The sequence below is a fragment of the Halarcobacter ebronensis genome, assembly GCF_013201825.1.
GTDB classification, from domain to species: Bacteria; Campylobacterota; Campylobacteria; order Campylobacterales; family Arcobacteraceae; genus Halarcobacter; species Halarcobacter ebronensis.
This window is the reverse complement of sequence record NZ_CP053836.1, coordinates 2,997,198-3,018,058: the sequence shown is the minus strand read 5'-3', so window position 1 is coordinate 3,018,058 and position 20,861 is coordinate 2,997,198. Positions and strand designations below refer to the sequence as shown.

At 27.8% G+C, this 20,861-nt stretch carries 14 protein-coding genes; 6 read left to right on the top strand and 8 right to left on the bottom strand.

The window, feature by feature from the left end; all coding sequences use genetic code 11:
* Positions 1 to 11 precede the first annotated feature (11 nt).
* From AEBR_RS14680 to AEBR_RS14665, 4 genes are read left to right on the top strand one after another with little or no spacing between them, the layout of a single operon-like run.
* Entirely contained in the window at positions 12 to 566 is a 555-nt protein-coding gene (locus tag AEBR_RS14680; RefSeq protein WP_206732668.1) for a TnsA endonuclease N-terminal domain-containing protein, read from the top strand.
* Complete coding sequence (locus tag AEBR_RS14675; RefSeq protein WP_129087150.1) at positions 559 to 2,448, top strand: Mu transposase C-terminal domain-containing protein; 1,890 nt, start codon at positions 559 to 561, stop codon at positions 2,446 to 2,448. Before AEBR_RS14680 ends, AEBR_RS14675 begins: the two co-directional genes overlap by 8 nt.
* A 3-nt stretch (positions 2,449 to 2,451) precedes the next feature.
* Positions 2,452 to 3,321, top strand: coding sequence for a TniB family NTP-binding protein (locus tag AEBR_RS14670; protein ID WP_129087149.1), 870 nt, complete (start codon positions 2,452 to 2,454; stop codon positions 3,319 to 3,321).
* Position 3,322: 1 nt separating this feature from the next.
* Entirely contained in the window at positions 3,323 to 4,492 is a 1,170-nt protein-coding gene (locus tag AEBR_RS14665) for a TniQ family protein (protein ID WP_129087148.1), read from the top strand.
* A 153-nt stretch (positions 4,493 to 4,645) separates the two neighbouring features.
* Here the strand turns inward: AEBR_RS14665 and AEBR_RS14660 are convergent, their stop codons facing one another.
* Entirely contained in the window at positions 4,646 to 8,566 is a 3,921-nt protein-coding gene (locus tag AEBR_RS14660) for a type IIG restriction enzyme/methyltransferase (protein WP_129087147.1), read from the bottom strand.
* 173 nt (positions 8,567 to 8,739) lie between these two features.
* Here AEBR_RS14660 and AEBR_RS14655 point away from each other — a divergent pair, with 173 nt between their 5' ends.
* Positions 8,740 to 9,672: a tyrosine-type recombinase/integrase gene (locus tag AEBR_RS14655; protein WP_129087146.1), complete on the top strand. Its 933-nt coding sequence runs from the start codon at positions 8,740 to 8,742 to the stop codon at positions 9,670 to 9,672.
* Positions 9,673 to 9,743: 71 nt separating this feature from the next.
* Here AEBR_RS14655 and AEBR_RS14650 read toward each other — a convergent pair whose 3' ends face one another.
* From AEBR_RS14650 to mnmG, 3 genes are all read right to left on the bottom strand, one after another.
* The gene (locus AEBR_RS14650) at positions 9,744 to 12,026 is read right to left on the bottom strand and encodes a hypothetical protein (protein WP_129087145.1); all 2,283 of its coding nucleotides are present in this window, start codon (positions 12,024 to 12,026) and stop codon (positions 9,744 to 9,746) included.
* Positions 12,027 to 12,302: 276 nt separating this feature from the next.
* Complete coding sequence (locus tag AEBR_RS14645; RefSeq protein WP_129087144.1) at positions 12,303 to 14,006, bottom strand: hypothetical protein; 1,704 nt, start codon at positions 14,004 to 14,006, stop codon at positions 12,303 to 12,305.
* A 42-nt stretch (positions 14,007 to 14,048) separates the two neighbouring features.
* On the bottom strand, positions 14,049 to 15,944 hold the full coding sequence (gene mnmG, locus AEBR_RS14640; RefSeq protein WP_129087143.1) for a tRNA uridine-5-carboxymethylaminomethyl(34) synthesis enzyme MnmG: 1,896 nt from the start codon (positions 15,942 to 15,944) through the stop codon (positions 14,049 to 14,051).
* A 314-nt stretch (positions 15,945 to 16,258) separates the two neighbouring features.
* Between mnmG and AEBR_RS14635 the strand changes: the two genes are divergently transcribed.
* Positions 16,259 to 16,870: a riboflavin synthase gene (locus AEBR_RS14635; RefSeq protein ID WP_129087142.1), complete on the top strand. Its 612-nt coding sequence runs from the start codon at positions 16,259 to 16,261 to the stop codon at positions 16,868 to 16,870.
* Here the strand turns inward: AEBR_RS14635 and mmuM are convergent.
* The 4 genes from mmuM to clpX are packed head-to-tail and all read right to left on the bottom strand — an operon-like array spanning position 16,867 to position 20,850.
* Positions 16,867 to 17,802, bottom strand: coding sequence for a homocysteine S-methyltransferase (gene mmuM, locus AEBR_RS14630; RefSeq protein ID WP_129087141.1), 936 nt, complete (start codon positions 17,800 to 17,802; stop codon positions 16,867 to 16,869). The genes AEBR_RS14635 and mmuM overlap by 4 nt on opposite strands.
* Positions 17,789 to 18,595 (bottom strand): rod shape-determining protein MreC, encoded by an 807-nt coding sequence (gene mreC / locus AEBR_RS14625; RefSeq protein WP_129087140.1) that lies wholly within the window; start codon positions 18,593 to 18,595, stop codon positions 17,789 to 17,791. The genes mmuM and mreC overlap by 14 nt, the downstream gene beginning before the upstream one ends.
* Positions 18,588 to 19,619 carry a rod shape-determining protein gene (locus AEBR_RS14620; RefSeq protein ID WP_128982438.1) on the bottom strand — a complete coding sequence of 344 codons (1,032 nt, stop codon included), beginning with the start codon at positions 19,617 to 19,619 and terminating at the stop codon, positions 18,588 to 18,590. Before AEBR_RS14620 ends, mreC begins: the two co-directional genes overlap by 8 nt.
* A gap of 13 nt (positions 19,620 to 19,632) precedes the next feature.
* Positions 19,633 to 20,850 carry an ATP-dependent Clp protease ATP-binding subunit ClpX gene (gene clpX / locus AEBR_RS14615; protein ID WP_129087139.1) on the bottom strand — a complete coding sequence of 406 codons (1,218 nt, stop codon included), beginning with the start codon at positions 20,848 to 20,850 and terminating at the stop codon, positions 19,633 to 19,635.
* Between the last annotated feature and the right edge of the window lie 11 nt (positions 20,851 to 20,861).

Sequence of the window (20,861 nt, the reverse complement as noted above, 5' to 3'; positions counted from 1 at the left end):
ATGAATCCTTATTGGAAAGAGCCTGCTATCTATCTCTAGAATTTGATGATAGTGTTTTTGCATATTATGAACAACCTCAAATTGAAATTGATTTTAGAAATAGACATTTGACATATAGTTTAGACTGCTATATTCAAAGGACAAAAGAATCAGGTTTACAAGATAAAATTATCGAAGTGAAGCATTCAAATGAACTTGAAAAAAATAAAGAATATTTTGAAGAAAAGTTTGAAGCTACAAAAGTGTTTACAAAAGAAAATGATTTAAAATTTGATGTATTTACTGAACTTTCATATAGTAAAGTATATATAGAAAATTTAGATTTTTTATATAGGTATATGGAAAATCCAATTGAGCATAAATATGAAAATGAAATATTAGATGTTCTTAAAGACACTACAAAACTAACTGCTTTTGATTTAGTCCAAAGAATTACATCTAATCCAAAAGAATATGCAATGATATCTAATAACATTTGGTCATTAGTTTCAAATGGTAAATTAAAATCAGATCTATTTAGTAGTGAACTTACTATGAAATCTTTTGTGGAGTTAAACCATGGCTAATGTAATTTCCTTTGATATTGATAGCAAAATTTTTTACCAAGATATAGAATATATTATAAAAGGGTATCCCTCTTTAGATGAAGTGCTTCTCAAAAAATTAAATAAACCATATAATGAAAAAATTGTAAAAGTCAATGATTTAATTAGTGATCCCAAAAATATAAAAAAAAGAATAAAAGAGTTAGCTGATACTGAACAAAAGGATTTAGATAAGGCAAATGAACGATTTAAAATTATTGAACCTTTATTAGATATTGAAAATAGAACAGCGAATGATGTTCAAAAAGTTGCTAAGAAAAATAAAAAAGGCATTGCCACGATATATAGATGGCTTAATACTTATGAACAATATAAGACAGTAAGTTCTCTAGCTTCTAGAAGAGAATTTTGTGGAGGTAAAGGGAAAAGTAGATTAGATGAATCTGTTGATACAATAATTAATAGTGTAATAGAAGAGATGTATCTACATAAACAACAATATCCTTTACAAGATATTTATGAGCAAATTGTCTATAAATGTCAGAATATAGAACTAAAAGCACCCACAAAAAATACTATAAGAAATAGAATAAATGATTTACATCCAAAAATTATTGCAAAATATAGAAATGGAATAAGAGTAAATGAAACTAGAGGAATGCCAAATAAATTTCCAGATGTAAAAATGCCTTTAGATATTATTCAAATTGATCATACTAAAGTTGATGTTATTTTGGTTGATGAAGAAAATAGAGAACCAATTGGAAGACCTTTTATTACTGTTGCAATTGATGTATATAGTAGGATGATGTATGGCTTCTATATCTCTTTAGAAGCACCTAGTTATTTTAGTGTAGGGCAATGTTTATTAAATGCAATTTTACCAAAGGATGAATTATTAGCAAAATATAAAGTTGAGGGTGAATACCCTGTTTATGGATTACCTAGAAAGGTACATATGGACAACGGTAAGGACTTTACTTCGATTAGTTTACGCAACTTTTGTCAAGAATTTAGAATAGAAGATAGGTATCGACCCGTTGCAAGACCAGAGTTTGGTGGTGCAGTTGAAAGAGTTTTGGGTACATATATGAAAAAAATGCATGCCTTACCAGGTACAACTAGATCTAATATATTTCAAAAAGGAAGTTATGATTCTGAAGCAGAAGCTGCTATGACTATTGATGAACTCGAAGAATGGTATTTAGATTTTGTAATAAATGTTTATCATAAAACAGAACATAGCTCAATATTTATGACACCTGAAGAAAAATTTTATCAAGGTTTATATGGAGTGGGTAAAGAAAAATCAATCCCATTTTTACCAACAGTTCCAACAAATACTTTAAAACTTAGAATGGCATTACTCCCTCAAATAAAACGTACTGTCCAGAAAAATGGTATTACGATTGATTACATCACTTATTTCTCTGAATCACTTAGAAAATGGATTATTCCAAGTCAGTATAAAAAATTAAAACCTGAGTTAAAAAATGAAGTTATCTGTAGACGTGATCCAAGAGATATCAGTAAAATATATGTATATGATGAAGATATTAACGAATATATAACTATTCCCTATGCAGATATAAGAAAACCTCAAATGAATCTATCAGAATTAAGAGAAGCAATATCAGAAGCAAAAAGACAGGTTACTGGAAGAGAACTTGAACCACATGATATTTTTGAAGCAAAAGAGAGACTTAGACAAAAAGTTGAAGCAGCAAAAAGAGAGAAAAAATCTGTAAGACGTAAAAAAAGCTCAAAAAGACATCAAGAGAAAACCTTAAAAATGGAAAAAGAGCAAATAGATTATAAAGAAACACAAACTCAACCTATGCGTTTAGATTCTTCTGTCAAAGAGGAAGATGATGATGGTTATGATATTTATCCAATAGGTTAACAAATGAATGAACGTAACTTAACACAAGAAGCCTTTAACTACTTAGATAAAAGTGATGAAGAGAGAATTTTATACTGTAAAAAAGATAAATGGATTGGATATGGTGCCGCGGTTAAGCTTCTTGAATTCTTAGAAGATAAATTTGATGATCCTCCACAAATAAGACATGAGGGAGTCTTAATTTATGGTGATTCTATAAATGGTAAAACAGCAATTTTAAAAAGAATGTATGATTTGCATAAAAGTACCTTGGAACCTATTGAAAATGAAAATGGGATTACTTATGATATCCCTATCATTTATTTTCAAGCTCCTACAACTCCTGATGAAAGTAAGTTATATACTCGTATTTTAAATGAATTGTGTGTCCCTCATAAAGCAGTTGATAAAGTTGCAGTAAAAGAAAAGCTCGCAAAACATTACCTAAAGAAGCTAGGAACAAAAATGATTTTAGTCGATGAAATACATAGTGCATTAACAGGAAACTTAAATAAACAACGTACTTTCATAGATGATTTAAAACAACTAAGTAATAGTTTGTCTTTAACCATTGTTTTAGCAGGTACAAGAGCTGCTCATTCTGCATTATCTATAGGAGAAGAAACAGCAACAAGATTTCCATCAATTGAACTTCCTAGATGGAACAATGATAGAAAATATCGCTCTTTTGTAGCAACATATGAAAGATGTTTACCTTTAAAAGAAGCTTCAAATATGGCAGATAATCCAGAAATTATAAATGCACTTTTTCATCAGTCTGAAGGACTTATAGGTATGACAGTAAATCTGCTGAAAAAAGCTGCGGTAAAAGCTATTAAATCTAAGCGCGAATATATAACGGTTGAAGATATAGGTTACTTACCAAAGTTGTAGTATGAAATTAAAGAGAAATAGAGACTGGGTTCAAGACTATTTCTTTTTAATTGTGCCCAGACCATTAAAAGATGAACTTCTTAGTTCTTGGTTAACACGCATGGCAATAGAACATAGAAGAAGTTTATCTGAATTTATTTCTTTATTTATCCGGCATGAGGGTAGTGCTATATCAAGAACAGATTTAGATTTTTTATATGATGAAAAGCTATTTAAACACTTGGCTCAAAAAAGTCAACTCTCGAAAAAAGAAATATTTAGTCTTTCCTTACATAGTGAAGAAGGTTATTTATTTTTATGTGATGAAAATAGTTTATATCCACCTTTGCAAATTAGAAAATTAACAGACAAAAGAACTCATAATGGGTTAATGTATTGTCCTAAATGTTTGGCAGAAGATAAAATACCGTACTTTAGAAAAAAGTGGAGATATAACTTTTATAACGCTTGTCTTAAACACAAAGTTTTTTTAACAGATAGGTGCTGGCGATGTTATAATAAAATTAGTTTACCCAAGATAAAACATGAAAAAGAACTTTGTATTTGTTACAACTGTGAAAAGGATTTAAGAGAAAATGTTACTATATTTATTCAATCAAATTATGAATATGGATTGAAAGCTATCAAGTGGTTTGAAAAAGGATTGAGTAGAGGATATTTTGTGATAAATAAACAAAGAGTAAAATCAGTATTTGTTTTTGAAAGTTTAACTTATCTTAGATTTTTACTTGCTAGAAAAGAAAAGTTAAATTTAGAAAAGTTTCCTTTATTGGAAGAGTATAAAACTATTTGTAAAAAACTTGATAGATACAATTCAAAAAAAGCTTTATCTATAAGAAAAGAGTTTATATTAAATTCTATGGTTTATTATCTTTTTCAAAACTATCCTACGAATTTGATAAATTTTTCAAAAGATAATCATTTGATATATAGAGATTTTACGCATGGCTTTAAAAATATTCCTTTTTGGTATAAAGAGATGATATATGAACTTATTCCTATGCAAAATAAAATTGGAAGAGAAATAAGTGAACGTGAAGTATTAGGGGCTATTAAATATTTAAGAACTCAAAAGAAAGTTGTAAATCAGATGAGTGTTGCTGAAATAGTTGGATGCCATTTTTCAATTCATAAAGGTTTTAAAAATATTTATAAAAGTATAGATAAATAAATATATCTATTGTAATTATTTCCTTATATGAATTTATTTTTTTTGGAATTAAAATCTCAAAAAATTTTATGAAAGTAAATATCCTTTTATCAAAATGTCAAACTACCTAGTCTAAGGGCCTCCTTTTAAATCTATAGTATTGATAATAAAGTATTATAGGTATTTGAACTTTGTTTCTTCAATAATTTTTATATCATCATTATTAAGTTTATATAACCTATAAAATATATTATTTAGATCGTTTTCTAATTTAAATAAAGACATCATATCGTCATCATCATTATTCTCTTTAATCAAAATAATTTCATCTATGATTTTAGTAATTTTATTTAATGTAACTTGGTCATCCTCTATTGACAATATTGGTATATCTAATAGTGGTTCTTTATCAACTTGAAAGTTATTACCTTGCATTTTTCCTTTGTATTTAAGCCAAAAAGCGACTAAACTAGAATTTAAAAGTGCTGTTAAATATTTTAGATTAATTCTTTCAGATTTTATAATATAGTATGATTGATTGACATAACTATCATAATTAACATAACTAAAAAGAGGTCTATTTACACACTTTCTTAAAGATAAAATTTTTTCTCCTTTAAAAAAATATTCATTCCTTGCTCTATGAATTCCATATGGCTTATAATCACTTGTAATTACATCTTTAAATTTATCAAGATGATATTTTAAGTTTGGGTAATTATCCATTTTATTAGTATCTTTAAAACTACTATCAGTATAAATAATCCATTTTTTATTATTTTGATTAGTAAAATATCTATTTATTTCATTTGAGGTATATAATGGTTTAATTATCTCAAATTCATTTTCATTTAAATTCAAATATTCTATTTCTTCTGTTGTTAAAGTAAAGATGCCTTCATTTAATCTAAAATTATTTCCTAAAGTTTCTAGTGATTTTTTATTAACTGAATCATTTGGTGTTACAATACCTTGTGCAAGTTCTTCTTTTTCATCAAGTTTAAAATTTTTGTTTTGTTCAATTTTATTTAATACATTTGCAATTTTGCTATTCAAAAAAATGATATTCTTGTCAAATAAGTTTTGATTGAACATTAAGGCACTGTACTTTTGTGTTTTTTCATTGGGAATCCCAATTAAAAACTCTTTAACATCATCTTCTTTTATAGTTTTATCTAAAATTCTTGAATAATTACAATTATAATCGTTTAATATGAGTGTTTTTTTAAGTGTAAATATCATTGTAAGAACATCGGCACTATCAAAAACAAAATATTCTCCAAAATCAATATATTCTTCAATTTTAGTAGTACCTAGGACTTTATTTCTAAATCTAGATGCGCCATAATTGGATATCCAATTATTTGTAGCAATGAATGATAATCTACCATTACTTTTTAATAAATCTATACCTTTACATGCAAATAAAAACCATAGATCCATTTTGCCTTTGTAGCATGGAGAGTCATGAAGTCCATTAAAGGCTTGTTTATTTTCTGGTTCTCTTATATAAGGAGGATTACCAATTATTGCATCAAATCCTATAAACTTACCTTCTTCATCTAAAATCTCTGGAAATTCAAAGCGCCATTCAAATGAATTTTCATATAGTTTATCATTATCAGCTTTTTGTATATCTTTATAAAGTTTATCAATATCTTTTAAGATTTCTTTTTTTACTTTTTTTGCTTTTTTTATTTGAGATTTAGTCATTATGCTATTAATGTCAAATAAACTACCTGTTGTATCTGTTGCATACTTAAGTATGATGTCTTTAGTTAATCCTTCGTAACCAAACTGTTGAATGTAACCTTTTTTTACTTCTTTTTGAGTTGTATATCCATTAAGTATTTTTTTTAAACTTAAAATATTTTTTGTGTTGTTTTTAAAGTCTAAAATAAACTCTTTTTTCATTTCATTTATTTTTTTCTTTATATCTTGTTTTATTAGTTTATCATTTGTATTTTTATACTCTTTAACTATACTTTTATACTCTTCAATTTTTTCTTTTAATGCTTTTGGCACATTCTCATTATCTATTAATGGAAATTTACTTAATAAAGAGTTTCCTACTTTTATATTTATATCTATATTAGGTAAAGTGTGTAGATATTCAAAGTTACTATCTTCTGTATAGTAGGTGTGTTTCAAAAGTTCTATCCATAATCTCAATCTACAAATATTTACTGAATTAGGATTAATATCAACACCAAATAAGCAATTTTCTATAATATTTTGTTTTTCTAAAAATATTGTTTCTTGTATCAAATGGTTTTCTGTTACAGTTTTAGGTTTTTGATAGGTAAAATATTCATTATCAATTGTTTTAAAAGCTAAATCATCATTTTCAATTAAGATTTTATAGTCTCTAATTTTTTTACCATTTTTGTCACTCAATATTCCTAAGTCTGACTTAAGCCTTATTATCTCATTTAACATAGAAACTAAATAATGTCCACTTCCAACTGCAGGATCACATATTTTTAAACTATTAATTATCTCATTTGCTTCTTTTCTATCCTCTTTTGAGCTACCAATATAATCAAATATATCATCAATATTTTTACAATTCCATTCTTTTATCTCATTAAACTTATCAATAACAAATTTTTCAAGAATATTTTTTGCCATAAAAGTAGTTATATAACTTGGAGTATAAAAACTACCATCTTTATAGCCATTTATTTTTTCAAAAATCAATCCTAATACAGAGCTACTAATTAATTCTTTGTGTTGTTCCTCTACTGTATTGATATTGTTTAAACTACCAAAGCTATATGCGTTTAAGAAATCATATAAATAATATAAAAGACTGCTTTCCCCTGAAATTCTTTTTCCATTAGAGCCTTTTAATATTGTATTTTTATAAAATTTAATTTTTGAAGTTGAATCAAGTTGTGAAATAAAAATTAGTTTTTTTTCTTCTTCTGATTCTTCGAATAAAGAACTATTTAAATATGGAATAAAATTATATTTCCTTTTAACATCATCTAGTCTATCATCTGCTTTTTTAGATAATACTGCAAAAAAAAGTTTATCTAATTCATCAAAATCTTTTATAAATTCTTTTTTTAAAAATGATAGATTTTCATTTTTTGAAAAACCTGTTAATTGATTTTCAAAGAGTTTTAAAAATAATATTCTATTAAGCCAAACTATAATTAATGAAATTACTTTATTAAAATTCTCATCTTCATTATTAGATAACTTATTATGTCTATGGAGTAAAGAATAAACATTTTCAAAAAATGATCCTATCTGCCTATCTTTTTTAATTCTTATAATTCTTTTTTTACCATCAATTTTTTGTTCTTCCAAACCGAGTATATAAAGTAACTCATCATAAAAATTCTTGTTTAAAGAGTTTCCATCATTTGGTGTAAAATCTTTCATTAAAGTGTCAGAGCTAAGTAGTTTATATATATTTTCAAAGTTTCTTTCAGAATCACTAAAAGTAAGTTCTTTTATATTAAAATGAGTAAAATCTATTAATTCATTATCTGTTTCAAATAAAGATGTTTTTCTAGAATTATTAATTGACTCGCAAAAGGGCTTTACTATGTCATTATAGAAAAAATCCGTTTTATTATTTAATGTTTTCTTATTATTCCAGTCTGAAAATGATTTTCTAAATTTTTTATTGTTCCAAAAAAGCCTCTCATATTCCGTTGCATCAACTATAAACCAATTATAGGTGTTTGTTATTATTATATGTTTTAAATCTATATTCCCTATATTACGTTCTCTCATAAAATATAATACTGTTTCGTAAAATGCTTTTTTTAAGAAGTTTTCCTTCGTAACCATTTCTGTTTCATTTTTAATTCTTTTTACTTCAATAATTACTTCTACTTTATGTGATTCATTTAATATTGCCCAATCTATATCACCTGCAGTATTGATATTATAATTGAAGGTATTAATTAAGAAATCTCTTATAAAAGTTTTTTGATTTTCTTCTGTTTCTTCAGGGTTTATATTATTCAAAATATGTAGTTGCGAAATTAAAATTTCTAAATTCTGGGAAGAAAGTTCTTTCTTCTTTAACATTATATTTATAAAATTGTGAGTTTTAATAAAATTTGGTTTTAACATGTAAATAATCCATAATACTTTATTATCGTTAATTCAAGTATATCAAATTAATTATTAAAATTATTGGTTTACTTATTAAATTATAATTGACCTTATTATATCGAAGAAATTTGACCAAAGAATTATTTAATAAAAAGTTACTAAACTCCTTAAATTTTATAAAAAGGAGAAATATGCTACTACAAAATGCAATTGAAAAATTTAGATTTCATTGTAAATATGAAAAAAATTTAAACTCAAAAACCCTTCGTGCATACGATATAGATATAAATCAATTTTTAGAAAGGTTTATTAACTACGAAATAAAAAAAATCAATAAATATGATTTAAAAGATTGGGTTGAAGCTTTATATGTGAATGATTATAAAGTTAAAACAATAAAAAGAAAAATTGCTGTATTAAAAGCTTTTTTTAATTATTTAGAATTTGATGATTTAATTGATCTTAACCCATTTCGGAAATTAAAACTATCATTAAAAGAACCTAAACTTTTACCAAAAACTTTGGAGTTACAAGAGATAAAAAAGATTTTAAAATATCTATATACATTAAAAAATGAGTATAGATACAAAAATTCTTGTAGTTATAAATTGTTAGTAAGAGATATTGTTTCAATTGAGATACTTTTTTCAACGGGAATAAGAGTGTCTGAATTATCAAATTTAAAACTTGATGCAATAAATATAAAAACTGGAATAATTAAAATTTTTGGAAAAGGATCTAAAGAAAGAATAATTCAAATATGTGATCAAGAAGTTTTATCTTTAATAAAAGAGTATTCAAAACTTTTTGGCATAGAAAAAGATATTGAAGGATATTTTTTACTAAATAGATTAAATAAGAAATTTTCAGAACAATCAATAAGATTAATGATTCAAAAGTATCAAAATAAAATAGGTTTGAATAAACATGTGACACCTCACATGTTTAGACATTCATTTGCAACTTTGCTTCTAGAAGAAGGTGTAGATGTACGTTATATTCAAAATATGTTAGGTCATGCATCTATCTCTACTACTCAAATATATACAAAAGTAAATATGAAGCATCAAAGAAAATTGCTACGTACAAAACATCCTAGAAAAACTTTTAATTTCTCTATATAATCTAGAAAACTAGGCATAAAAGCCTAGTTCTCTTACTAATCAAAGTACTGATAATTAAGAATTATTAATGGTTATTTTAAAAATTGATATTCAAATAACGTTGGAACAATTTCTTGATTGTAATAATTTTTGACTAATGTTTTTAATGTATTTAAATGCCCATTCAATTCAGGATAATCAAAAACTTTTTTATCTAAATCATTTCTATGAAATGTATTGAGTTCATCAAAAATTTGATATACACCATATGTTAAAGTATTATCATAATTTTTTGTTTGCATTGCAATATTTAGAACAATATTCCATTGTTGTAATAAATTATTTTCTACATCAGTTAATTTTAGATTAGATAAACTACTTGATGCGATTGTCTCGCCATTACTTATATCTAAACAAAGTTCATTACGATAAAATCTATTATCAGACCCTATAAAAGTTCTCATGTGATTTTGCATTTCTAATGTTGTAAATAATAAACATTTTAGTAAATATTGTTCTATTTTTTTGTTTTTTATATCTTTTAAAAACTTAACACTTCCATCAGCAGACTTCATTATTCTACCTCTTTCAGTCCATTCTCTATTATAGTTTATGTAACGACTTGCTGCAAACATAGGAAGCTTTTCTAAAAAGTTATCTTTTCGTAAAAAGAAACCATTACCATTATATCTTCCTGCAATAACTAAACTTGATTTAGCATCTGGATTATCAAATGTTGTACTATCCGCAACCAAATAGCCTAAAATATTCTTGTTATATTTTGGTGATATTCTTATCTTTCCAACAGTATCTTCTGTCCCATTTAGACCAACAACAATGCCATTTTCTACGTCATCTTCAAACTTTCTTTTTTCATAATATCTTTTGCTATATAATGTAAATACTTTATCTACTTTTAGTTTTTTAGGATAAACTACAGATTCATTATCTTTTATATCTACTGCTTTTAAGGATATGGATTTAAGAGTTTTATTTTTATTACTCCATAGTGCACACATGATGCAAGCATTAGTATTTGTATGAAAATGTTTTCTATTAAAAGCAAACCCATCTAAAAATTCTTTTTCAATTAAATGTTGAGACTTCCAATATTTTACAGGTGAAAAAACAATATAACTGTCTGTTTCTTGTCTCAAGTAATATTTAAAAGCAGACCATATAAATGCATTTGCTAAATCATTAGTAGCAACACCTGAAACCTCTTTTTTCATTTCTTGTACAACAAATCCTTTTTTCCATGCAGATGATTTTTTACCTTGGTTTTGTCTTTGGTGCTCCATAGATGTTGTTTCTGCATAAGGTGGATTCTCATATAAAATAATAGTACACTTTGGATTATCTATATATTGTTTAATTATATCAATATTTAAATATTCTTTGCTCAAAGCATCTGCACCACGTACTGTTCCGTTATTAAAGGTTTCTTTTACTTCAAAAGGAGGTATTATATGTAGAACTTTATCTCCTATAAGTTCCATTAGTACTTTGTATTCGTAATATTCATATGTTGATACAATACAATGACTTAATTCTTCATCTGATAATTCAAGTTCTAAATTACCTGTTCCTGCACATCTGTCTAAAATAATATAATCATTTCCTTCTGGGACTCTCCTTATAGCTTCTCTAACTAATTCTATAGATTTTTTAACATATAAAGATGGAGTGTAAAAAGCTCCTAAGTTTTTCTTTTGAATTTCATCATTAAGTTTATCCATTAAATATTGAAACTTTATATTTGATTCACCTTTATAAGGGTTAATAAATTCTTTAAATTTTTCAGGTTTTCTAATTTCTCCAACAATTTGAGTTTCCCCTGTCTCATCTCCGATAAATCCTGATTTTGTGGCTTCTGGATTTTCTCTATAATATCTACTAGCCCAACCAACAATGCAATTCTCATCAATATTAATTCTTGTATAAAATGTTGTTTTCAAAAGATGAACTAATTTTTCAGCTTCTATCGAAGAACTATAGTTAAGTTGTAAAGGTGATGTTATTGCTTGGAAACCTATATTATTTTTTGATGCACTACCAATATAAACTTGCTCAATGTTATATAAATATTCTTTTGAGCTATAAATATATGCACGATGGTCATTTAATGAGATTAAAATTATGTTTGCAGGGACGGATTTCCCTTTCATTCTCATAGCAGATAAATATTTTATAGCTTGAAATAAAACACTATTTAAATCATTTATAACTAATTTAAACTCAAGTAAGTTACCATTTAGTACTCCATCATTATTATCAGACAAAATATCTGATAAAGTCAATTTATTATTTACTCTTTTTAAAAACGTAGTATAAAACTCTGTTTGTCCCTCTAATTCATTTGTATATGTTGTCAATTTAATTACCTATAATTCTTAATTATCTATAATATATTTTAATAAAAAATTACTAAATATTATATTATTTTTATATGTAGTCTTTCTGGATAAAATGAAAAAAGAGATATTTATATATAAAAAAGAATCATTTAAAACAAGAATATTAATCTATGAAATTTATAGATATCATTTATATAGATATTTCTATCTATAAATTTTATAGACTTTAACGTTAGATAAAGGAATAAAATCGATAAATATTTTATGAGAGAATATGTTAATTGAAATAGAAGTCTACAGATTAATTTTTCCCAATAATCCAGCATACCATTTAGCTAGTTGAATTTCATCTAAGTTTTCATTTCTTTCATGATTTTTTTTAGTAAATTTTGGATCGGCTTTTTTATAATTCTTTGCAATATCTGGAATAGAGTTATTATCTTTAAAATATAAATTTATAAAAAAGTCAAAGGTATTATTTGTAATAACTGAGTCAGAGATTATTACCCAAGAAGAGGCAGCTGAAGAGGGGTAATTTTCTAATTCTAATAATCCGACATAAAACTTCTCATACTTAAATGTTGCAGTTAAATATTGTCTAGTTCTTTTGTTCATTTTACATTTAGGATTTATTTTTTTCTCTCCAGCCTTTTCGATTAAAAATTCAGGTAAGTTTTTTACTTCACTTAACGTAAAGTTTTTAATAGTAGATTGTTGTTTTAAAAATTCCATATATTGTCTAAATACAACAAAATTATCTATTTCATTTAAAGGTCTAGCTTCCTCTTTATCAAATTCACTTGAAATTATAACTCGTCTAGTAGCCTTATCTCCTTTTGAAGAAGATTCCGTAAGACTTTGGTCTACCTTATCATTGTTTTCTTGCTCTTGGTATATCTTTAGTAAATCTTTTATAATATCTTTTGTTTGTGTGTCATGTTCTATTTCAATATTTAGTAAACTTCCACAGCTTTTTTTTCTATCTTTTCGATGTTGTGTACTAGTGTGCTTTTTATTTGCATCTTTTACTTTTAATATCTCTGTCGTTTCTTCTGGAATTTCTCTATCTACTTTTGATAAATTTTCTAAATCCTCAAGATCTGTTATTATTTTATTTTGTTCAACTATCTTTGTGAATTTATCAAATCCTATATCTGAATTATCATTAGTGATTTCATGTATAAAATAGTACTCTTCCTTTGTTTCTTTATTAGTAACAAGGCTTACTCTTGTATCTATTTTAAACTTCTCTTTTACAGGAAAATTTATTTTTAAATGAACTCCATCAATTTCTTCATCTAAATCATGCTCTCTCATATACTTTAAGTAGTGATGGATGTATTTACTTATATTTTCAAATTCATTTTGTGCTGTTGATTGACAGGCATATCTATGAATAAATGCTGCATCTTCATCTGTTCTTGGAGTCGGTAAAACAATTTTTGCATCGGCTCTATTGTCATCACACATAACATATAAACTTTCAATATTACAATCTAAAGCAGCCTCTCTCATTTCAGAGAATCTAAAATAATAATAGATTCCTATGGCATAGTGAGGAATGATGATTTTTATATCATATTGTTCAATTAAATAACAGTTAATATACTTTGCAGTATCTAAATATTTATAATTCCATCCTAATAAAGTTCCAATAGTTTTTTTATCTAACAGATCATTTAATTTTTTTTCTGCTGAACTATTTATTGATGTGGAATCAATAGTAAAAATTTTTTCAACGATTTCTTTACTTGGATTAGATTCTGTTTTTTCACCATTTTTAAAAGATTTATAAAGAGGAAAATGAGTAAATAGAAGTTCTGGAGATACTTGATAAGTGAAAACTTCACTTTTAGTCATATTTTTTACTACAACTTCATAGTGACTGTTTCCGAACTTATCTTCATCGAGTATTAGTTTTAAAGGAAATAAAAATTTAAAAGTATCATTTGGATTATCTGACATGAAATCAGGAATGATACTTTTACCTTTTGACATATTAAATTAAACTTCCATTATCAAAGTTTATTTTACATATTATCACTTTTTATTTCCTATTATCAATTTTTCTTGCTTTTGACATTTTACATTTACATACATATGTAAAATATCAATTGCTGCTGGTGTTACACCTGAAATTTCACTTGCATTAAATAGTGTTGGTGGATTAAATTTTATTAGTTTTTCAACAACTTCATTTGATAATCCAGGGATTGCTTTATAATCAAAATCCTCAGGTATTTTCATTTGAAGCATTTTTTTCATCTTCTCAATTTGTCTTTTTTGTTTATCCACATATCTATAATATTTTGCTTCTATTATGATTTGTTCTTTTAGATATTCTGGTGTATTTGCCAAACTTGGTACTAGCTTATCAAATTTTGCAGAGTCAACAGTATTTCTTCCAACTATATCTATTAGTTGGGCTCTATCTTTGATTTTCTCTTCACCTAAGTTTTCAAGTAGTTCTAGATTCTCTTTTTTAGAAGTGAACCACTCATTTGCCATAAATTCAACAGCACTATTTATAGTCTCTCTTTTCTCTTCAACTTTTTGTAACTGTTCATCTGAAATTAGTCCAAACTCATGACCATATTTTGATAGCCTTAAATCTGCACTCTCTTCTCTAAGAAGTAGTCTATATTCAGCACGGCTAGTAAACATTCTATATGGTTCATTTGTACCTTTTGTAACTAAATCATCAATTAGTACACCAATATATGCTTCATCTCGTCTAAGTACAAATGGTTCTTTATTATCTATTGCAAGAGCTGCGTTAATCCCTGCCATAAGTCCTTGTGCAGCAGCTTCTTCATAACCAGTTGTTGCATTGATTTGTCCAGCATTGTAGAGGTTTTTTAATTTTTTAGTTTCTAGCGTGTGCTGCAGTTCAGTTGGGTCAACATAGTCATATTCAATAGCATAACCATATCTAACTATTTTTGCATTTTCCAAACCTTTTATTGAGTGAATCATCTCTTTTTGCACATCAATAGGTAGTGAACTTGAAAGTCCATTTATATAGTACTCTGTACACATTGCTGTTTGAGGTTCTAAAAATAGTTGATGTCTCTCTCTTTCAGAAAATCTACTAACTTTATCTTCAATACTTGGGCAATATCTAGGTCCTCTCCCCTCTATTTGTCCTGTAAAAAGTGGCGCTCTATGGAAGTTACTAGAGATAGTCTCATGGGTTCCTAGGTTTGTATATGTGATATAACATGGATGTTGAGTAGGGTTAAAATTACTTTTATCTGTTCTAAATGAAAAAGGTGTTGGTTTTTCATCTCCACCATGAGCTTCCATTACATCAAAGTTTATAGATTTTGCATCTATTCTTGATGGTGTTCCAGTTTTAAGTCTTCCAACTTTTAATCCAAGCTCTTTTAACTGAATTGATAGGGTAGAAGAGGGTAATTCCCATGCTCTTCCCGCTTCATATTTGTTTTCACCAATATGAACTAAACCTCTCATAAAAGTACCTGTTGTAAGGATTACTTTTTTTGCTTTAAACTCTTCAGTTAGTTTTGTTCTTACTCCACATACACAGTTATCTTCAACAATTAGTGAAGTTACTTCATCTTGATAAACCTCAAGATTAGGAGTATTGTGACACACTTTTCTCATATAGTGTCTATACTCATCCATATCTATTTGAGCTCTACTTCCTTGAACAGCTGCACCCTTTGAAGCATTTAATATTCTAAATTGGATACCAGTATTATCTGTACATAATCCCATCTCTCCACCAATTGCATCAAGTTCTCTTACCAAGTGACCTTTAGCAAGTCCACCAATAGCTGGGTTACAACTTGCGGCACCAATTTGCTCTACAAGCATTGTAATAAGTAGGGTTTTTTTACCCATTCTAGCAGCTACCAAAGAGGCCTCAATTCCTGCGTGACCTCCTCCTACTACTATTACGTCATATTCCATTTCTTTCCTTAAAAGTAGTCCCTATTTTTAAGGGACCTGTATTTTATGACTTCTTTTAGCAAGAGAGTAAAACTCTCTTTAAAGAAACAAACTCTAAAGAGAACAACTTGTTGTTCTCTCTTTAATAATTTAATATTTATTAATGGAAATCTCTTAGATAAATGTTTTCTTCCACTTATCTAAGAAATTTGCTCGAAATTACTCTCTTAATAAATTTTCGGTATTATATCACATTGAAGTTAGTTAATACTTTATATTTAAGATTACAAGGAGTAATTCATTGCTCCTCTTTAGAATTTTTAAAAGGAAATCCTTTGTTTACAGGTCTTATTCGTGAGATGGCTGAGGTTCTTAGCCTAAAAAATAGTACTTTAACACTAAAAGCAAAATATAAACCAAAAATTGGAGATTCTATTGCTGTAAATGGAGCTTGTCTTACTGTTATTAGAGTAACAAATGATACTTTTAGTGTGGAGCTTTCACCTGAAACCCAAAGTATTTTAGCTATGGAAAATTATAGAGGTAAAGTTCATATTGAGCCAGCAATGATGATGGGAGATAGATTTGAAGGTCATATTGTCCAAGGACATGTGGACTGTTTAGGTACAATTAAATCTATAAAAAACAATGGAAATTCAACAGATTTTACAATTTCCCTTCCTAAAGAGTTTTCAAAATATATTATCCCTAAAGGAAGTGTAACTATTGATGGTGTTTCATTAACTGTAAATGAGGTTTTAAAAGACTCTTTTAGACTTACAATTATTCCCCATACTATAAAAAATACACTTTTTGAGACTTATAAAATTGGCTCAAAAGTAAACCTAGAGACAGATATGTTTGCTAGATATATTTACAATATGTTCCAAAATAAAAATGATGATTTGACTTGGGATAGAGTTGAAGGGATAATGGCTAGTTATTAACAGAGCAGAACTCTTCTTATCTCTTTTATCTCTTCTGGACCTGTTTGGCAACATCCACCTATAATTGAAGCTCCATCATTTTTCCATAGGTTTGCAAGTTTCCCAAACTCTTTTGAATCTGTAGAACTACTTTCCCACTTTTTAGTTAGTGGATTATATTTTGAGCCACCATTTGGATATATTACGATAGGTTTTGAAGAAACAGCTTTTATATTTTTAATTAGTGAAGAGATGTGTTCTGGGGCAGTACAGTTTATTCCAAGGGCAGTTATGTGTTTTTGCTCATCAAGATATTTCGCACACTCTTTAATATCATCATTTGCATTTGTAAGTGAAGAGTTTTTTGCACTAAAGCTTATCCAGGCTGGAATATTAAAGGCTTTTAAAAGTTCACATATTATTTTTGCTTCATTTAATGAAGGAATTGTTTCAACTGCAAAAAGATCAGGATTTGTTTTTGCAATTATCTCCAATCTTTTTTTGTGAAACTCTTTTAACTCTTCATTAGGGATATTATACTCTCCTGTATACTCTGAACCGTTTGCCAAAAATGCTCCATAGGGTCCAATTGAAGCAGCAACAAGGGGTTTTCCTCTATTGCTTTTATCTTTAAGATTTTGCCAAAATTCATCTCTAATTTTTTTTGCAAGGTTTATTGAAAGAACTATTAACTCTTTGGCTTTCTCTTTTGTAAAACCCTTTTGTAAAAACCCTTCAATACTAGCTTGATATGATGATGTTATTATACAATCAGCTCCTGCTTCAAGGTATTGTAAATGTATCTCTTCTATAGCTTTTGGATCTTCTGCAAGAAATTTAGCTGACCATAAAGAGTCGTTAATATCATATCCATTTTTTTGCATCTGTGTCCCTAGAGCACCATCTAGGATTATATATTTTTGTTTAGCTAATAAAATTTCAAGATTTGTCATCTGTTTTTTGCTCAGTTTTATTCTCTTCTTTTTCTTCTTTAGTCACTCTTTTATATACAAAATATGAGTTTTGTGTAAGTACATTTGCATAGGGTTTTATACTTACTTCTTGAATATCTTGCATCTTTTGGATAGCAGTTACTTTTCCAACTTTTAAGCCTTCAAAAAAGATATTATCCATACCTGAAGTTATAACTTCATCTCCCTCTTTGATATTAAACCAAATAGGTACAAATTTTGCTATAAGTTCATCTTTGTTTTTAGAAGCATGGATGATTCCTGGTGCTCTGTTCTCTCCAATAAAAATAGCATAGTTGCATTTCTCATTTCCATTTAATAAAGCTTTTGCTCTTCCATTTTGATTTACAACAATTCCAGCTGCATAACCGTCAGAAATCACCCCTAATATAGAGTTATCCACTTTTTTCATATCAAGCCAAACTTTTGTAAAGTTATCAAAATCTACATATGAAAGAACATTTACAAATTTTACTTGAGCTGTAGTTGAGTTTGGATTTTTTATTGTAGTTAAAACTGAGTCTAACTGATTTTGTGCAGACTCATAAAGAGTTTTATATAGTCTTAGTTTTTCATTTTCTGTTTGAAGTTCTTGAATAGTTGAAGCTTGTCTAAAATATTTTTCACTCTTTTGTTCTATAGTTATTATTGTGTCTATATAGAATCTTTTTACTGCTTCAAAGGGTTTTATATTTCTAGCAATCATCTCATCAACTTCAAAGATGTAGCCTAAAGAGATCGCTAGAAAAAGTACAAAAAAGAGAAACTTAATCATTAGTAATTAATTTTAATAGGGCGTCCTGATCTAAAACATTACTTGTACCATAAGCTACTGCTAATAGTGGCTCATCGGCAACTCTTACTGGAAGTTTGATAATATCTGCTAGATATTTATCAAGTCCTCTAATTAGTGCTCCTCCACCTGTTAGTGTAACACCATTATCAACAACATCACCTGCTAAATCAGGTGGCATATCCTCTAATACAGATCTTACAGCAGATACAATCTCTCTTAGAGGTTCTTTAATAGCTGTTCTAACACCTTCAGACCCTAATTCAATAGTTGATAGAAGTCCAGAGTTGTCTCTACCTTTTACTTTGATTTTTAGTTCATGCTCTTGTTTAATAGCACTACCAATCTCAATTTTAATATTTTCAGCTGTTCTTTCACCAATATATAGGTTGTAGTTTTGTCTTACATACTCCATAATTGCTTTATCAAATCTATCTCCTGCAACTTTGATAGATTTTGAAAGAACCAATCCACCTAAAGAGGTAACACCAATTTCAGTTGTACCACCACCAATATCAACAACCACATAACCAGATGGGTCAGATACAGGGATACCTGCACCAATTGCCGCTGCCATTGGTTCTTCAACAAGGAATACTTCTCTAGCTCCTGCACTTAGAGCTGACTCTTTTACAGCTTTTCTTTCAACTTGCGTAATACCATAAGGGATACAGATGATGATTCTTGGTCTAATAAAAGATTTTCTTGAGTGAGCTTTCTCAATAAAATATCTAATCATTCTCTCAGTCATTTCAAAGTCGGCAATAACACCATCTTTCATTGGTCTAACAGCAGTAATATTTAATGGAGTTTTACCAATCATCTGTTTAGCTTCTTGCCCAACAGCCAAGATTTTATCTTTCCCATATCTGTCGTTTTGAACTGCAACAACAGATGGTTCATTTATAATAATCCCTTTCCCTTTTACTGAAACAATTGTGTTTGCAGTACCTAAGTCTATTGCCATATCATTTGAAAATATTCCAATTAGTTTGTCTAATAACATCTACGTCCCTTCTTTAAGCTATTTTTGGTTCTTTCTCTTTTGTAACAACTTCTTTTGTTATAATTACTTTTTTATCCTTAAACTGAGGCAAATCATACATAATATCTAACATAATATCTTCTAAAATTGATCTTAAACCTCTAGCACCAGTTTTTCTCTCAATCGCAAGTTTTGCAATCTCTTTTAATGCATCTTTTTCAAACTCTAACTCAACATTGTCAAGTTGGAAAAGTTTTACATACTGTTTAACTAAAGCATTTTTAGGCTCAGTTAAAATATGTATCATATCATCTTCAGAGATCTCATTTAGAGTTGCAATCATATGAAGTCTTCCAATTAACTCTGGAATAAGTCCATATTTTACTAAATCATGAGATTCAACATCACAAAGAATTTCATTATCTTTTTTGCTCTTTTTCTCTTGATTGAATCCTAAAACATTACCACCTTTTTTCTTTTTGATAATCTCTTCAAGTCCATCAAAAGCTCCACCACAAATAAACAAGATATTTGTAGTATCAACTTGGATTGCATCTTGTCCAGGGTGTTTTCTTCCACCTTTTGGCGGAACATTTACAACAGAACCCTCTATTATTTTTAGAAGTGCTTGTTGAACACCTTCCCCTGAAACATCCCTTGTTATTGATCTGTTTTCGCTCATTCTTGCAACTTTATCAACTTCATCAATAAAGATTATTCCAGTTTCAGCTTTTTTTACATCACCATTTGCTGCTTGTAAAAGTCTTGTTACAACATTCTCAACATCATCTCCAACATATCCAGCCTCTGTTAAGCTTGTAGCATCTGCAATTGCTAGTGGAACATCAAGATATTTTGCGATAGTTTGAGCAAGTAAAGTTTTTCCTGAACCTGTTGGTCCTATTAAAAGTACATTTGATTTATTTATCTCTATATCTTCTTCAAATTCATCTTTTCTAAAAATTCTTTTATAGTGATTATATACAGCAACAGAAAGCACTTTTTTTGCTCTATTTTGACCTATAACATAATCATCCAATATCTCTTTTAATTGAGCAGGAGTTTTTAGTTCTGTTGGAGCTTTATACTCTCCAATTTGTTCTTCATTATCTTCATCAGGAATTTTTGTTCCTGTCATTATTTCATATGCAGCAACTACACAAGCTTTACAAATACAAGCATTGTCTCCAGAGATGATAGGATTATCCTTTGTATCTGGTGCTCCACAAAAATCACATTCAAGTTGACTCATAAAATCATATT

Coding starts and splice junctions, on each gene's coding strand:
- AEBR_RS14675 (WP_129087150.1), top strand. CDS start 559: ATGGCTAATGTAATTTCCTTTGATATTGATAGCAAAATTTTTTACCAA.
- AEBR_RS14670 (WP_129087149.1), top strand. CDS start 2,452: ATGAATGAACGTAACTTAACACAAGAAGCCTTTAACTACTTAGATAAA.
- AEBR_RS14665 (WP_129087148.1), top strand. CDS start 3,323: ATGAAATTAAAGAGAAATAGAGACTGGGTTCAAGACTATTTCTTTTTA.
- AEBR_RS14660 (WP_129087147.1), bottom strand. CDS start 8,566: ATGTTAAAACCAAATTTTATTAAAACTCACAATTTTATAAATATAATG.
- AEBR_RS14655 (WP_129087146.1), top strand. CDS start 8,740: ATGCTACTACAAAATGCAATTGAAAAATTTAGATTTCATTGTAAATAT.
- AEBR_RS14645 (WP_129087144.1), bottom strand. CDS start 14,006: ATGTCAAAAGGTAAAAGTATCATTCCTGATTTCATGTCAGATAATCCA.
- mnmG (WP_129087143.1), bottom strand. CDS start 15,944: ATGGAATATGACGTAATAGTAGTAGGAGGAGGTCACGCAGGAATTGAG.
- mmuM (WP_129087141.1), bottom strand. CDS start 17,802: ATGACAAATCTTGAAATTTTATTAGCTAAACAAAAATATATAATCCTA.
- mreC (WP_129087140.1), bottom strand. CDS start 18,595: ATGATTAAGTTTCTCTTTTTTGTACTTTTTCTAGCGATCTCTTTAGGC.
- AEBR_RS14620 (WP_128982438.1), bottom strand. CDS start 19,619: ATGTTATTAGACAAACTAATTGGAATATTTTCAAATGATATGGCAATA.
- clpX (WP_129087139.1), bottom strand. CDS start 20,850: ATGAGTCAACTTGAATGTGATTTTTGTGGAGCACCAGATACAAAGGAT.